The following is a 13841-nucleotide window of genomic DNA, read 5'->3' on the forward strand; positions in this document are numbered from 1 at the left end:
TCTGTAGGCGTATCGGCCGTCTGCTCCGGCGATCCGGACACAGGATTCACAGGTACAGGCCCATCGACGGCGCGTTCATCAGCGCGTCGAACGTCGCGGCGGGACGCCGCAATAGTGTTGGTAACTGCCCCTGACGGCGACCAGCAGCGCACGCTGTGCCGCGTCGTAGCAGACGCGCTGGACGATCGTGCTGCGATCGATCTCGCGACAGTCGAACGTCGACAGATCGAGAGTAGCGCCATTGCCAGTGTCGATCGTCACGGGGCCGATCGGCGCCGAGAGCAGGCTGAAGATCAGCGCGGCGGCACGGACCATGGATCGGCTGCGCTCCTGTCGCTTTGCAACAGCCGGTGATGATACGTCACTGGACAGAGTGGGCAAAGTCGCGCTAACGACCGCGAAACCCGAGACTTTAGCGCCTTGGCGCCGTTAACGAATTCCGGACCAGACCTCCATGAGCATGATCGATCCCACTGCGCGCATTGCGGATGGCGCCGTGATCGGAGCCGGCACCGAGATCGGTCCATACTGCATCATCGGCCCCAATGTCGTGATCGGCGCGGACTGCAAGCTGATCGCGCATGTCACGGTTAGTGGGCATACGACCATTGGCGCCGGCTGCGTCATCTCGCCGTTTGCCGCGCTCGGCGGTGCGCCGCAGGACCTGAGCTATCGCGGCGAGCCGACCCGCCTCGAGATCGGCGAGGCCTGCACGATCCGTGAGGGCGTGACCATGAACATCGGCACCGTCAAGGGTGGCGGGCTCACGCGCGTCGGTGATCGCGGCTTCTTCATGAACAACAGCCATGTCGGTCACGACTGCATCGTCGGCAACAACGTGATCTTCGCCACCTCGGCGACGCTCGGCGGCCACTGTGAGATCGGCGACTTCGTCTATATCGGCGGTCTGTCGGCGGTGCACCAGTTCACGCGCGTCGGTCCGCAGGTGATGATCGGCGGCGTCTGCGGCGTGCGCGGCGACATCATCCCATTCGGGCTCGCCAACGGTCAGTATGCCGTGCTCGAGGGGCTCAACATCATCGGCATGAAGCGCCGCCAGTTCACCAAGCAGCGGCTGGCGACGGTGCGCGGGTTCTATCAAAAGCTGTTCCACGGCCCCGGCATCTTTGCCGAGCGGCTGGCGTCGGTGCAGCCGCTGGCCAGCGAGGATCCCGCGATCGCCGAGATCCTGGCCTTCATCGACGGCGGCAAGCACCGCGCGCTTTGCCTTCCCGCCAACACGAACTGAGCACGGCATGGCCGCCAGCATAACGTCAGCGGCGCCTTCGCTCTCCTCGCCGGTCGGCGTGATCGCCGGCGGCGGCGCCATGCCGTTTGCGGTGGCGGACTCGCTGGTCGCGCGCGGCATCACGCCGGTGCTGTTCGCGCTGCGTGGCGCCTGCGACCCCGCGCGCGCCCAGCGGTTTCGTCACCGCTGGATCTCGGTCGGCCAGTTGGGGCGGGCGACCAGGCTGTTCCGCGATGAGGGCTGCCGCGACCTGATCTTCATCGGCACCCTGGTGCGGCCGGCGCTGTCCGAGATCCGCCTCGACTGGGGCACGCTGCGTCTGCTCGGCCACGTGGTGCGCGCGTTTCGCGGCGGTGACGATCACCTGTTGTCGAGCGTCGGCCGGATCCTCGAGCAGCAGGGATTTCGCATGGTCGGAATCAAGGATGTCGCGCCCGATCTGCTGATGCCGGAAGGCGCCATCACGCGCGCGGTTCCCGACGGCAGCGCGCTTGCCGACATTGCCCGGGGACGCGGCGCGCTTGACGCGCTCGGTCCGTTCGACATCGGCCAGGCGGCTGTCGTGATCGACGGTCACGTGGTTGCGGTCGAGGACATCGAGGGCACCGACGGGCTGCTGGCGCGCGTGGCGCGCCTGCGCGCCGAGGGCCGCATCCGCGCCAAGCCAGGGCGCGGCGTGCTGGTGAAAGCGCCCAAGAGCAGGCAGGATCTGCGCTTCGATCTGCCGACCATCGGCCCGCGGACGGTCGAGGGCGCGGCCGCGGCGGGCATCGCAGGGATCGCCGTGGTCGCCGGCAATACGCTTGCCGCGGAGCCGCAGGCGCTCATCGAGACCGCCGACGCCAAGCGGCTTTTCGTCGTCGGTCTGGCCGGCTGACGATGCAGGCGAGCAACCCCGCCACTGTCCGGAAGGTCTTCCTCATCGCGACCGAGGAATCCGGCGATCGGCTCGGCGCCGCGCTGATGAAGGTGCTGCGCCAGCGCCTCGGCGACACCGTGCGGTTCTCCGGCGTCGGCGGCCGGCAGATGACCAGCGAAGGCATCGCCCCGCTGTTCCCGATCGAAGAGCTGTCGATCATGGGCTTTGCCGCGGTCGTGAAGCAATTGCCGAAGATTCTGCAATTGATCCGCCGCACGGCGGATGCGGTGCTCGATGAGGCGCCCGACATGCTCGTCATCATCGACAGCCCCGATTTCACCCATCGCGTCGCCGGCCGCGTCCGCGCGCGCAATCCGAACATCCCGATTGTCGACTACGTCTCGCCGTCGGTCTGGGCCTGGCGACCCGGCAGGGCGCGCGCGATGCGCAGCTATGTCGATCATGTGCTGGCATTGCTGCCGTTCGAGCCCGAGGAATATCGCAAGCTGGAAGGACCACCCTGCAGCTATGTCGGCCATCCCCTGACCGAGCAATTGGCCTCGCTCCGGCCCAACGCCGAGGAGCAAAAGCGGCGCGAGACCCAGCCGCCGGTCTTGCTGGTTCTGCCGGGCAGCCGGCGCGGCGAGATCAGGCATCATCTCGCGCTGTTCGGCGCGGCGCTTGGTCAGCTCGGCGAGCGATTGAAATTCGAGCTCGTGCTTCCGACCATACCGCATCTCGAGACGATGGTGCGCGAGGGCGTGGCGTCGTGGCCGATCGTGCCGAGGATCGCGGTCGGTGAAACGGAGAAGCGCGCGGCGTTCCGCATCGCGCGCGCCGCGCTGGCGAAGTCGGGCACCGTGACGCTGGAGCTTGCGCTGTCGGGCATCCCCATGGTGACGGCCTATCGTGTCGGCGCCGCCGAGGCGTTCATCCTGCGCCGCGCGATCCGGGTGTCGTCGGTGATCCTCGCCAATCTCGTGATCGGCAGCGAGATCATCCCGGAATTCCTGCAGGAGAACTGCACTCCGGAGAAGCTCGCGCAAGCGCTCGGCGACGTGCTCGCGGATTCCCCGGAGCGGCTGCGGCAACTCGTGGCGTTCGGGACGCTGGATGCGAAAATGTCGACCGGCAACCAGCCGCCAAGCGTCCGCGCCGCCGATATCGTGCTGGCGACGATGAGCCAGCGCTCGGGCTAGGAAACATCTCACTCCAGGGAACGCGCCTGGAACTGGAGCATCTCTCGACCTGGAACTGCTCGCGACCGGTGAGCACAGTTCGGGTGATATCGTCGTCCCGGACGGCTGCGCGAGGTCGACGACTTGCTCGACAGGTTGAGGGCGTTCTGGCTGCCGCGCCTCGATGCGCTCGCGACCGAAGTCGCGCGGGGGAAACGAAAACGGCGCCATCGCGAATGATGGCGCCGCTTGGAACCGTGAGCGAGGAGGCTTATTTGCGCTTGTCGATCGGCACGTAGTCGCGGCGGGCGACACCGGTGTAGAGCTGGCGCGGACGGCCGATCTTCTGCTGCGGATCCTCGATCATCTCGCTCCACTGGCTGATCCAGCCGACCGTGCGGGCAACTGCGAACAGCACCGTGAACATCGAGACCGGGAAGCCCATCGCCTTGAGCGTGATGCCCGAATAGAAGTCGACGTTCGGGTACAGCTTGCGGTCGATGAAGTACTGGTCGTTGAGCGCGATCTTCTCGAGCTCCATCGCGACCTTGAGCATCGGATCGTCGCCGTGCCCGGTCTCCTTGAGCACCGCGTGACACATCTTCTGCATGATCTTGGCGCGCGGGTCGTAGTTCTTGTAGACGCGGTGGCCGAAGCCCATCAGGCGGACTTCGCTATTCTTGTCCTTCACCTTGGCGATGAAGTCCGGAATGTTTTCGACCTTGCCGATGCTGTAGAGCATGTTCAGCGCGGCCTCGTTGGCGCCGCCATGCGCCGGACCCCACAGGCAGGCGATGCCGGCCGCGATGCAGGCGAACGGGTTGGCACCCGAGGAGCCCGCGATGCGCACGGTCGAGGTCGACGCGTTCTGCTCGTGGTCGGCATGCAGGATGAAGATCTTGTCGAGCGCGTCGGCGAGGACAGGATTGATCTTGTACTCCTCGCAGGGCACCGCGAAGCACATATTGAGGAAGTTCTCGGCAAACGAGAGCGGGTTCTTCGGATACACGAAGGGCTGGCCGACGGTGTACTTGTAGGCCATCGCCGCCAGCGTCGGGATCTTGGCGATCATCCGGATCGAGGCGACCATCCGCTGCTGCGGATCGTTGATGTCGGTGGAGTCGTGATAGAACGCGGCGAGCGCGCCGACCGCTGCGACCATGATCGCCATCGGATGAGCGTCGCGGCGGAAGCCCTGGAAGAAGCGGGCCATCTGTTCATGCACCATGGTGTGGTGCGTGACCGTGTAGTCGAACTTCTTCTTCTGCTCGGGGGTCGGAAGCTCCCCGTAGAGCAAGAGGTAGCAGGTCTCGAGGAAGTCGCCATGTTCGGCGAGCTGCTCGATCGGGTAGCCGCGGTATTCAAGGACACCGGCGTCGCCGTCGATGTAGGTGATCTTGGACTGGCAGCTGCCGGTCGACGTGAAACCAGGATCGTAGGTAAACACCCCGGCCTGGCCATAGAGCTTGGCGATGTCGATGACATCAGGCCCGACGGTGCCGCTCAGTATCGGGAAATCATAAGTCTTGTTGCCGATGGTGAGTGTGGCTGTCTTGCTGGATTTTGCGTCCATCGTGATATCCCCGATGAATTCGTTGAATAATCCGACCTTGCCCCGTCGCAATTTTGCGGCGCATGGCGGTGCGGGACGGCTTGGCTAGAAAGCGTCCGAAGATGGGTAGCTTATTGCAATGTGCGCTGCAAGATGGACCCTGGAGGGGGTCCATGCAGGATTACGCCGCCTGATCGGCGAGGCGGGCAAGGCACTCCTGACGGCCCAGGACGGCCAGAACGTCGAATATGCCCGGTGACGTTGTACGGCCCGTCAGCGCCACTCGCAGCGGCTGGGCGACGGCACCGAGTTTCAGATTGTTCTGCTCGGCGAAATTCCGCATGGCGGTCTCGGTCGTCTGCGCCGTCCAGTCGTTCACCGCTTCCAGCGCCGCGCGCAGCCGGCCGATCAACGCCCGTGTTTCCGGCGTCAGTAGCGCGGCCGCTTTCGGCTCGATCGCGAGCGGGCGAGGGGCGAAGATGAAGTAGGCGCCGCTGATCAGTTCGATCAGCGTCTTGGCGCGCTCCTTCAGGCTCGGCATCGCACGCAACAGTTGCGCGCGCGTGGTGTCGTTGAGCTTGGCCTTCAGCGCGGCTCCTTCGGGCACGTAGTCCAGCACGCTCTCGAACTGGGTCACGAGGGATTGGTCGTCGCTGTGGCGGATATAGTGGCCATTAAGGTTCTCGAGCTTGGCGAAGTCGAACCGCGCGGCGGAACGGCCGATGCCGGAAAGATCGAACGCGTCGATCATCTCCTGGGTCGAGAAGATCTCCTGGTCGCCGTGGCTCCAGCCGAGCCGGACCAGATAGTTGCGCAACGCGGCGGGCAGGTAGCCCATGGCGCGATAGGCGTCGACGCCGAGCGCACCATGGCGCTTCGACAGCTTCGAGCCGTCGGGACCGTGGATCAGCGGAATATGGGACATGCTCGGGATGTTCCATTCGAGCGCGTCGTAGATCTGCTTCTGACGCGCGGCATTGATCAGGTGATCGTCGCCGCGGATCACGTGGGTGACGCCCATATCGTGGTCGTCGACCACGACCGCAAGCATGTAGGTCGGGGTGCCGTCACCGCGCAGCAGCACGAGGTCGTCGAGGTTCTCGTTCTGCCAGACCACGCGGCCCTGCACCTGGTCCTCGATCACGGTCTCGCCGGTCTGCGGCGCCTTCAGGCGGATGGTCGGCTTGATGCCTGCCGGCGCCGTGGCAGGATCACGGTCGCGCCACATGCCGTCATAGAGGCGGGTGCGGCCCTCGGCGCGCGCCTTCTCGCGCATCGCGGCCAGCTCCTCCGGGGTGGCGTAGCAGTGATAGGCGCGGCCCGAGGCAAGCAGGCTCTCGGCGACCTCACGATGGCGGGCGGCGCGGCTGAACTGGTAGATGACGTCGCCGTCCCAATCGAGCCCGAGCCACCTCAAGCCGTCCAGGATCGCGTCGATCGCCTCCTTGGTCGAGCGTTCGCGGTCGGTGTCCTCGATCCGGAGCAGCATCTTGCCGCCGCGCTTCTTGGCATAGAGCCAGTTGAACAGCGCGGTGCGGGCACCCCCGATGTGGAGGAAGCCGGTGGGCGAGGGGGCGAAGCGGGTAACGACGGATTCGGTCATGGTCGGACGAGGCGTATGCGTGAACGGCGGTGGTGTATAGCAGGAACCGGACATAACTAAAGCCTAGGTTGGGCCTCCGGCCGCCCAAACCAGGCTTGGCCGGGCGGCGCGAATTTGGCAGAAGGTCCGCCAGACTCCTCCAGGGAACCCATAGATGACGACTGATACGGCGACGGCAGAGGCAGGGCGCGACTTCATCCGCGACATCGTCCAGGCCGATCTCTCCTCCCACAAACACAGCCGGATTGTGACGCGCTTCCCGCCGGAGCCGAACGGCTACCTGCACATCGGCCACGCCAAGTCGATTGCCCTCAACTTCGGCATCGCCCAGGAGTTCGGGGGCCAGTGCAACCTGCGCTTCGACGACACCAATCCGACCAAGGAGGAGCAGGAATACATCGACTCCATCCAGGCCGACGTCCATTGGCTTGGCTACGACTGGGGGACCAACCTCTTCTTTGCCTCCGACTATTTCGAGCGGCTGTATGAGTGGGCCGAGGGTCTGATCAAGGCCGGCTATGCCTATGTCGACGACCAGTCGCAGGAGGAGATCCGTGCCTCGCGCGGCTCGCTGACCGAGCCGGGCAAGAACTCGCCGTTCCGCGACCGCTCGGTGGAGGAGAACCTCGACCTGTTCCGCCGCATGAAGGCCGGCGAGTTTCCGAACGGCACCCGGGTGTTGCGCGCCAAGATCGACATGGCCGCCGGCAACATCAACCTGCGCGACCCCGTGCTGTACCGCATCCTGCACGCCCACCATCCGCGCACCGGCGACAAATGGTCGATCTATCCGAGCTACGACTACGCGCACGGCCAGTCGGATGCGATCGAGGGCATCACCCATTCGATCTGCACGCTGGAGTTCGAGGATCACCGGCCGCTCTACGATTGGCTGCTCGACAAGCTGCCGGTGCCGTCGAAGCCGCATCAGTATGAGTTCGCGCGGCTGAACCTGACCTACACGCTCTTGTCCAAGCGCGTGCTGACCCAGCTCGTGCGCGACGGCCATGTCTCGGGGTGGGACGACCCGCGCATGCCGACCATCGCCGGCCTGAAGCGGCGCGGCGTGCCGCCGGCCGCAGTGCGCGAATTCATCAAGCGCATCGGGGTCGCCAAGGCCAACAGCGTGGTCGATGTCGGCATGCTCGAATTCTGTATCCGCGAGGAGCTAAACCGCACCGCGCTGCGCCGCATGGCGGTGCTGCGGCCGCTGAAGGTCGTGATCGAGAACTATCCGGAAGGGCAGGTCGAGGAGATCGAGGCCATTAACCATCCGGACAATCCGGAGGCCGGCACCCGCAAGATTGCGTTCGGACGCGAGCTCTATATCGAGCGCGACGACTTCATGGAGAACCCGCCGAAGAAGTTCTTCCGTCTGTCGCCCGGCAATGAGGTGCGGCTGCGCTATGCCTACTTCATCAAGTGCACGGGCGTAGTGAAGAACGACGCCGGCGAGATCGTCGAATTGCGCTGCACCTACGATCCCGCGACCAAGGGTGGCAATGCACCCGACGGCCGCAAGGTGAAGGCGACGATGCATTGGCTCCCGGCCGCGCAGTCGAAGCCGGCGGAGATCCGCATCTACAACCAGCTGTTCGCCAATCCGAACCCGAACGCCGCCGATTTCGCCGCCGACCTCAACCCGCAGTCGCTCGAAGTGCTGACTGACGCCCGTGTCGAGCCCGCGATCGCCGAAAGCAATTCGCCCGACGCGATGCAGTTCGAGCGGCAAGGCTATTTCGTGCGCGACCCGGACTCCACCCCGGACAAGCTCGTGTTCAACCGCACGATCGGCCTGCGCGACACCTTTGCCAAGGAAGTCGGCGGGAAGGGCTAGGCCTTTCAGCCTCGCGTCTCGACAGGCGCCGGTGCTCCGATCCGCACGAACTACCGCTTCGTTCTGCTAGCGCGTGATGAGATTAGGTTGAGCGCTCAATTTAGCGGCCGAGCACGAGCCGGTGCTGCCGGCCGCCGCTAGATATCGTAATACAAATGGAATTCGTAGGGATGAGGTCGCAATCTGATGGGATCGACCTCCTTCTTCCGTTTGTAGTCGAGCCAGGTTTCGATCACGTCCGCGGTGAAGACATCGCTCCGTAGCAGGAACGCGTGATCGCGTTCGAGCGCATCCAGCGCCTGGTCCAGTGACCCCGGCGTCGACTTCACCTCCTTGGCCTCGGCGGGTGGCAGGTCGTAGAGGTTCTTGTCGATTGGGCTGCCCGGGTCGATCTTGTTGTGGATGCCGTCGAGGCCTGCCATCAGCATCGCGGCAAAGGCCAGATAGGGATTGCAGGAGGGATCCGGTGAGCGAAATTCGACGCGCTTGGCCTTCGGGTTCGGTGAATACATCGGAATGCGGCAGCAGGCCGATCGGTTGCGTTGGGAATAGACCAGGTTGATCGGAGCCTCATAGCCCGACACCAGACGTCGATAGGAGTTGGTGGTTGGGGCGCAAAGCCCACACAATGCCCAGGCATGGGTCAACAGGCCGCCGATATAGTGGCGGGCGAGCTGGCTCAGTTCGGCATAGTCGCCCCTGTCGTAGAACAGGTTGGTCTCGCCCTTCCACAGCGACTGATGAACATGCATTCCGGATGCGTTGTCCTCGAACAGCGGCTTTGGCATGAATGTCGCGGTCATACCGTTCTGGCGGGCAGTGTTCTTCACCACGTATTTGTAGATCATCAGATTGTCCGCCATGCGCGTGAGCGTGGCGAAGCGCATGTCGATTTCGTTCTGCCCGCCGGTCGCGACTTCATGGTGATGGGCTTCGATCTGGATGCCCAGCTGCTCCATGGTCAACACCATTTCGGTGCGGAGTGCCTGCATGCTGTCCGTGGGGGGAACCGGAAAGTATCCCTCTTTCGGGCGCGGCTTGTGTCCCAGATTGGGCGCTTCCTCTGTGCCCGTGTTCCAGCTGCCTTCACTGGAATCGATTTCGTGGAAGGCGTAATTGATGCCCTGTGCGTAGCGCACGCTGTCGAACACGAAGAACTCCGCCTCCGGACCGAAGTAGCTGGTATCGGCGTGGCCCGTGGCCTTCAGGTGGATTTCGGCCTTCTGGGCGATATAGCGGGCGTCACGGCTATAGGATTGACCTGTTACGGGGTCGCGGATGTTGCAGATCAAGACCAGGGTGGATGCAGGGGAGTAGGGGTCGAGGAAAGCCGTGGTCGGGTCCGGGACGACCAGCATGTCGCTTTCCTGGATTTCCTGAAAGCCGCGGATTGATGAGCCGTCGAATCCAATCCCTTCGCTGAGGGCGTCGAGGCTCGCCGCGCTCGGCGGGACAGAAAAATGTTGCCACACCCCCGGCAAATCGGTGAATCGCAGATCGATCATCTGCACTTTCTCGTCCGTGATCGCCTTCACGAGATCTTCGGCTGTCGCACACTTCGGAAACATGGCTTCAACTCCTGTCATGGAGAGCCGCGTCGTTGAGATTGTGCTGTCGTTCAGCCGTCACAAGGCGGCTTGAGACGGATCCTGCTCTACGTTTTGCGCCGCGCGCTGGCAGCCTCAGCTTTGGTGCGGCCCGCGCATCAACTTCATGGCGTCTTCGATATGCCGCCATGTTCTGGCCAGCTCGGCCTCGCCTTTTGCTTCGAGCTCGATGGCGTTTTGGGCCGCTTCCGCAATGGCCTTGGCGCCATGTGCCTCGAGCAACTGCCGCGCATAGTTGTGGATTTCGATTTCTCGCATGGCGTCATACTCCTCTCGTCCCGAGCGCAACCGTGAGCACCGGTCGGACCGCGAACAGCAGACGTTGACACCTCATCAAGCGCAGACAGTGTGCATCTTGCTGCAGCGCGATTGCAAGAGCGCTCTCCGGGCGTCGTGCTTACCGTGTAGGCAAGCCGACCGAGCTACTGGCCCAGCCGCCATCCGCTGGCGGGAGGAGAGGCGGGAGTTGTGTCAATCGGATTCCCTGAGCCCGCGTTGACGCACCGACATCTGCGAGAAAATCTCGCAGAAGGATGGCGCGGCGGGGCGATCCGGAAATATCGTCCCGCACTTGCCGAGGGCGGATCATGTCACTTGCTGTAGGGGGCAACCGCCCCTCAGCAGGGGGGCTGTGGCTGGCATGGGGCGATTGCGGGCGGCCGTTGGATCCTAGTGGCCGGCCTTGTCTGTCCGTATTCTGCATTCGTTCCGCTAGTCGGCTGACCGCGGCTTCCGCTAGCCTTGCGTCCCGGCAGGGATCGCAAGCGAGATGGCGGAGCAGGGCACGACGCCGGGCGGTAAACGCGGCTACGCGGGGACGTGGCCGCCGCGCGCGGCCGTCCCGGCTGGCGGGTACATCCCGGCGCGTCTCAGCATCTGGCCGTCTTTCGTCGAGACACTGCGGCAGTGGGCCCGCGCCGAGGCCGGCGCCGGGCGGCTGTTGCCCTGGGTGCCGGTGGCGTTCGGTACCGGTATCGCGCTCTATTTCGCGGCCGAACACGAGCCGGTGCTGTGGGTCGCGGCGTCAGTCGCGATCGCACTGTGTGCTCTGGCGTTCATGCTGCGGCGGCAGCGGCTGTTTCCCGCGATCGTGATGGTGGCGGCGGTGGCTGCGGGCTTTGCCACCGCGACGTGGAGGACGGCGCACGTCGCGCACACCGTGCTGGCCCGGCCGATGTTCTCGGTAGCGCTGACCGGCTTCGTCGAGACCCGCGACATCCGCGAGAAGACCGACCGTTTCGTGCTGCGCGTCGTCTCGATGGAGAGCCCGCGCGACGCGACCAGGCTCGATCGCGTGCGGCTCTCGGTCAAGAAGGGCACCGCGCCCGAAGTCGGCAGCTTCGTCGCGTTGAAGGCGCGGCTGCTCCCGCCGCTCGGGCCGCAGCGCCCGGGCTCCTATGATTTCGGCCGTGACCTCTATTTCCAGGGCATCGGCGCCTCGGGCTTCGTGATGGGTGCCGTCAAGACGACGGAGCCGCCGGCGAGCGGCGGCTTCGCGCTGCGCTACGCCGCCTTCATGCAAGGCCTGCGCGACGCCATCGATGCGCGGATTCGCACCACGCTTGACGGCGACCAGCGCGCGATCGCGACCGCGCTGCTCACCGGCCGGCGGGATGCGATCACGACGCCGGTCAACGATGCGATGTTCATCTCGGGGCTTGGCCACGTGCTGTCGATCTCCGGCTACCACATGGCGGTCGTCGCGGGCGTGGTGTTCTTCGCGGTGCGTGCGCTGCTCGCGCTGTTCCCGGCGCTGACGGCGGGGCATCCGATCAAGAAATGGGCGGCCGCCTCAGCCCTCGTCGCCGCCGCGTTCTATCTCATGCTGTCGGGGGCGGAGGTCGCGACCCAGCGATCCTTCTTCATGACCGCGGTGGTGCTGATTGCTGTGATCGTCGATCGCCGCGCGATCACCTTCCGCACGCTGGCGGTGGCCGCGCTGATCGTGCTCGTGATCGCGCCGGAAGCGCTGGTTCATCCGAGCTTCCAGATGTCGTTTGCGGCCACTCTCGGGTTGGTGGCGCTGGTGCAGATCGGGATGCCGAGCCTGTTGGCGTCACCCGATCACTCGGTGACGGCGCGGGTGGCGCTGTGGGGCGGGCGCGAGATCGCCATGCTGGTGCTGGCCTCGCTGGTGGCCGGGCTCGCGACGACGCCCTATGCCGCGTTCCATTTCCATCGCGTCACGCCCTACGGGCTGCTCGCCAATCTCGCGGCGATGCCGGTGGTGTCGGCGGTGGTGATGCCGGCGGGCCTGCTGGGGCTCGCCGCGATGCCGTTCGGGTTCGACGGCGTGTTCTGGGCGATCATGGGCGTTGGCATCGACTGGATGATCGTGGTGACGCAATGGGTCGCCGGCCTGCCGGGCGCGGTCGGCCGCATGGCCGCGTTCGGCACCGGACCGCTGATCGTGGCGAGCGCCGGCCTCGTCCTGCTCGGGTTGTTGCGCACGCCGTTGCGCTGGTCCGGCGCGGCCCTGCTTGCGGTGGCGCTGATCTGGGCGGTGCGGGTGCCGCAGCCGGACGTGCTGGTCGCGGCCGACGGCCGCAATGTGGCGGTCCGCGGCGGCGACGGGCGGCTGCATCTGATGCGGAGCGGCAAGGACGCCTTCCTGGTCAAAGAATGGCTGGCGGCGGATGCCGACGCGCGCACGGCGGCCGACCCCTCGCTCGCGGACGGCGTCTCCTGCGACGAGAACGGCTGTGTGACCCAGGGCGCGGGCGGCATGCTCGTTTCGCTGGCGATGCGGCCCGCGGCGCTGGCCGACGATTGCGAGCGTGCGGCGCTGATCGTGACGGCACGGCCGGCGCCGCAGGGCTGCGCGGCCTCGGTGATCGATGCCGAACGGCTGCGGCGCCACGGCGCGCTGGTGCTGCGTCGCACTCGCGATGGCTTTGCCGTCGATGCGGTCAGGCCCGGCGGGATCGACCGGCCATGGTCGCCGGCGGTTCCCGGCGACACCGAGAGCGAGACCGCGCTGCGCCCGCCCGGCCGCGCGCCGCGCCCGGCGGTGGATGCGACCCCGGCGGAGGCCGATCTGCAGGGCGACGATTAGTGCTGATCGGGGAGGGGATGGGTCGGCAGGTCAAAGGCGCCGAGGTGATACTCGTCCGAGTCAGGATCGGCGTCGGGCTTCTTGACTAGGGTAAACGTCGCTTCGGGGAATTGCTGCCAGACCTTCAGGTCGTCAGCCGTCACCGTCAGCCAGCCGAACCGGAACATGTAGCGGCCCGGCTCCGTGACGCGTCCAGCCTTTTGCCATGTGACCTTGTCGACCACCGAGCACGTCCTTGTCCGTGAGCGATGATGCGCCAAGGCGCCGTCCGACGCAAATCCCCAGACGCGCCCCGGAACCCGAAGTCCGGGGTCGCTCGAAATCGGTTAGGTCACATGCCGCAGGTCCAAACTCATCCTGCGGCCATGATGCGCTCAACCCAAAAACAGCGACGCGAATGCAGAGGGCCGCCGCTCGACCACCTTCGGTTTCTCGACGACAGGCGGGTGAAGAGCGGGTAGCTGCAGTACGGTGACGTGCTGTCCTTCGACGAGCTGGGTCACCAGCACATGGCTGCCGTCGGGGAATTCGACCGCATCATGATGGCGATCGGGAACGTCGGGCTCGACTTCGTTGAACACGCCAACGCGGAAGCCGATCGTCTTGGTCCAGATCCAGCGGCTGTCGTAGCGCACGTTCTCGACGAACGCGAGCTCGGTGCCGGGAAGCATGCAGACCGCGACATTTGGATCGCTCTCCGAAGCAAAGCCGCGGGTTGACGTGCCGCGGAATGTCGTGGTGATCAGCGTCTCTCCGACAACGGCGGGGCGCGATGCCACGGCGTGCAGACTATAGTCACACATCGGATGGCTCCTCATTTCGAGATAGCGACCCGTGCCTCTCCTGAGGCGCAGGCCTCTACCAGAGTGGACGACAGCAAACGAGTATGTTCTCGTTTCTG

The 13841-nt window shown here is 65.4% G+C and carries 12 protein-coding genes; 5 read left to right on the forward strand and 7 right to left on the reverse strand.

All coding sequences use genetic code 11. The annotated features are described in order from the left end of the window. Positions 1-78 precede the first annotated feature (78 nt). A complete protein-coding gene (locus tag MTX23_RS16905) occupies positions 79-315 on the reverse strand; it encodes a KTSC domain-containing protein (protein ID WP_280977798.1) in 237 nt (78 codons plus the stop codon). A 139-nt stretch (positions 316-454) separates the two neighbouring features. Between MTX23_RS16905 and lpxA the strand changes: the two genes are divergently transcribed. From lpxA to lpxB, 3 genes are read left to right on the forward strand one after another with little or no spacing between them, the layout of a single operon-like run. Next, entirely contained in the window at positions 455-1249 is a 795-nt protein-coding gene (lpxA, locus tag MTX23_RS16910) for an acyl-ACP--UDP-N-acetylglucosamine O-acyltransferase (protein ID WP_280977799.1), read from the forward strand. A 7-nt stretch (positions 1250-1256) separates the two neighbouring features. Continuing rightward, positions 1257-2126, forward strand: a complete 870-nt coding sequence (gene lpxI / locus MTX23_RS16915) for a UDP-2,3-diacylglucosamine diphosphatase LpxI (RefSeq protein WP_280977800.1) — start codon at positions 1257-1259, stop codon at positions 2124-2126. A gap of 2 nt (positions 2127-2128) precedes the next feature. Next, entirely contained in the window at positions 2129-3307 is a 1179-nt protein-coding gene (lpxB, locus tag MTX23_RS16920) for a lipid-A-disaccharide synthase (protein WP_280977801.1), read from the forward strand. 250 nt (positions 3308-3557) lie between these two features. Here the strand turns inward: lpxB and gltA are convergent, their stop codons facing one another. After that, positions 3558-4859, reverse strand: coding sequence for a citrate synthase (gene gltA / locus MTX23_RS16925; protein WP_280977802.1), 1302 nt, complete (start codon positions 4857-4859; stop codon positions 3558-3560). Between the two features lie 160 nt (positions 4860-5019). Continuing rightward, complete coding sequence (gene gltX / locus MTX23_RS16930; protein WP_280977803.1) at positions 5020-6441, reverse strand: glutamate--tRNA ligase; 1422 nt, start codon at positions 6439-6441, stop codon at positions 5020-5022. A 154-nt stretch (positions 6442-6595) separates the two neighbouring features. On the opposite strand from gltX, the gene MTX23_RS16935 reads away from it, so the two are divergent. Continuing rightward, positions 6596-8278 carry a glutamine--tRNA ligase/YqeY domain fusion protein gene (locus tag MTX23_RS16935; protein ID WP_280977804.1) on the forward strand — a complete coding sequence of 561 codons (1683 nt, stop codon included), beginning with the start codon at positions 6596-6598 and terminating at the stop codon, positions 8276-8278. Between the two features lie 137 nt (positions 8279-8415). On the opposite strand, the gene glnA is transcribed toward MTX23_RS16935, so the two are convergent. Then, positions 8416-9846 (reverse strand): type I glutamate--ammonia ligase, encoded by a 1431-nt coding sequence (gene glnA, locus MTX23_RS16940; RefSeq protein ID WP_280977805.1) that lies wholly within the window; start codon positions 9844-9846, stop codon positions 8416-8418. 114 nt (positions 9847-9960) lie between these two features. After that, the gene (locus MTX23_RS16945; RefSeq protein ID WP_028339672.1) at positions 9961-10143 is read right to left on the reverse strand and encodes a hypothetical protein; all 183 of its coding nucleotides are present in this window, start codon (positions 10141-10143) and stop codon (positions 9961-9963) included. A gap of 511 nt (positions 10144-10654) precedes the next feature. On the opposite strand from MTX23_RS16945, the gene MTX23_RS16950 reads away from it, so the two are divergent. Then, positions 10655-12940 (forward strand): ComEC/Rec2 family competence protein, encoded by a 2286-nt coding sequence (locus tag MTX23_RS16950; protein WP_280977806.1) that lies wholly within the window; start codon positions 10655-10657, stop codon positions 12938-12940. Here the strand turns inward: MTX23_RS16950 and MTX23_RS16955 are convergent. Together MTX23_RS16955 and MTX23_RS16960 are read right to left on the reverse strand one after the other, a co-directional pair. Further along, positions 12937-13164 (reverse strand): hypothetical protein, encoded by a 228-nt coding sequence (locus MTX23_RS16955; protein WP_280977807.1) that lies wholly within the window; start codon positions 13162-13164, stop codon positions 12937-12939. The genes MTX23_RS16950 and MTX23_RS16955 overlap by 4 nt on opposite strands. 150 nt (positions 13165-13314) lie before the next feature. Next, the gene (locus tag MTX23_RS16960; protein ID WP_280977808.1) at positions 13315-13743 is read right to left on the reverse strand and encodes a hypothetical protein; all 429 of its coding nucleotides are present in this window, start codon (positions 13741-13743) and stop codon (positions 13315-13317) included. Between the last annotated feature and the right edge of the window lie 98 nt (positions 13744-13841).

The sequence above is a fragment of the Bradyrhizobium sp. ISRA436 genome, from assembly GCF_029910015.1.
Lineage (GTDB): Bacteria > Pseudomonadota > Alphaproteobacteria > Rhizobiales > Xanthobacteraceae > Bradyrhizobium.

Coding starts and splice junctions, on each gene's coding strand:
- gltA (WP_280977802.1), bottom strand. CDS start 4,859: ATGGACGCAAAATCCAGCAAGACAGCCACACTCACCATCGGCAACAAG.
- MTX23_RS16950 (WP_280977806.1), top strand. CDS start 10,655: ATGGCGGAGCAGGGCACGACGCCGGGCGGTAAACGCGGCTACGCGGGG.
- glnA (WP_280977805.1), bottom strand. CDS start 9,846: ATGTTTCCGAAGTGTGCGACAGCCGAAGATCTCGTGAAGGCGATCACG.
- MTX23_RS16935 (WP_280977804.1), top strand. CDS start 6,596: ATGACGACTGATACGGCGACGGCAGAGGCAGGGCGCGACTTCATCCGC.
- MTX23_RS16905 (WP_280977798.1), bottom strand. CDS start 315: ATGGTCCGTGCCGCCGCGCTGATCTTCAGCCTGCTCTCGGCGCCGATC.
- MTX23_RS16945 (WP_028339672.1), bottom strand. CDS start 10,143: ATGCGAGAAATCGAAATCCACAACTATGCGCGGCAGTTGCTCGAGGCA.
- lpxA (WP_280977799.1), top strand. CDS start 455: ATGAGCATGATCGATCCCACTGCGCGCATTGCGGATGGCGCCGTGATC.
- gltX (WP_280977803.1), bottom strand. CDS start 6,441: ATGACCGAATCCGTCGTTACCCGCTTCGCCCCCTCGCCCACCGGCTTC.
- lpxI (WP_280977800.1), top strand. CDS start 1,257: ATGGCCGCCAGCATAACGTCAGCGGCGCCTTCGCTCTCCTCGCCGGTC.
- MTX23_RS16960 (WP_280977808.1), bottom strand. CDS start 13,743: ATGTGTGACTATAGTCTGCACGCCGTGGCATCGCGCCCCGCCGTTGTC.
- lpxB (WP_280977801.1), top strand. CDS start 2,129: ATGCAGGCGAGCAACCCCGCCACTGTCCGGAAGGTCTTCCTCATCGCG.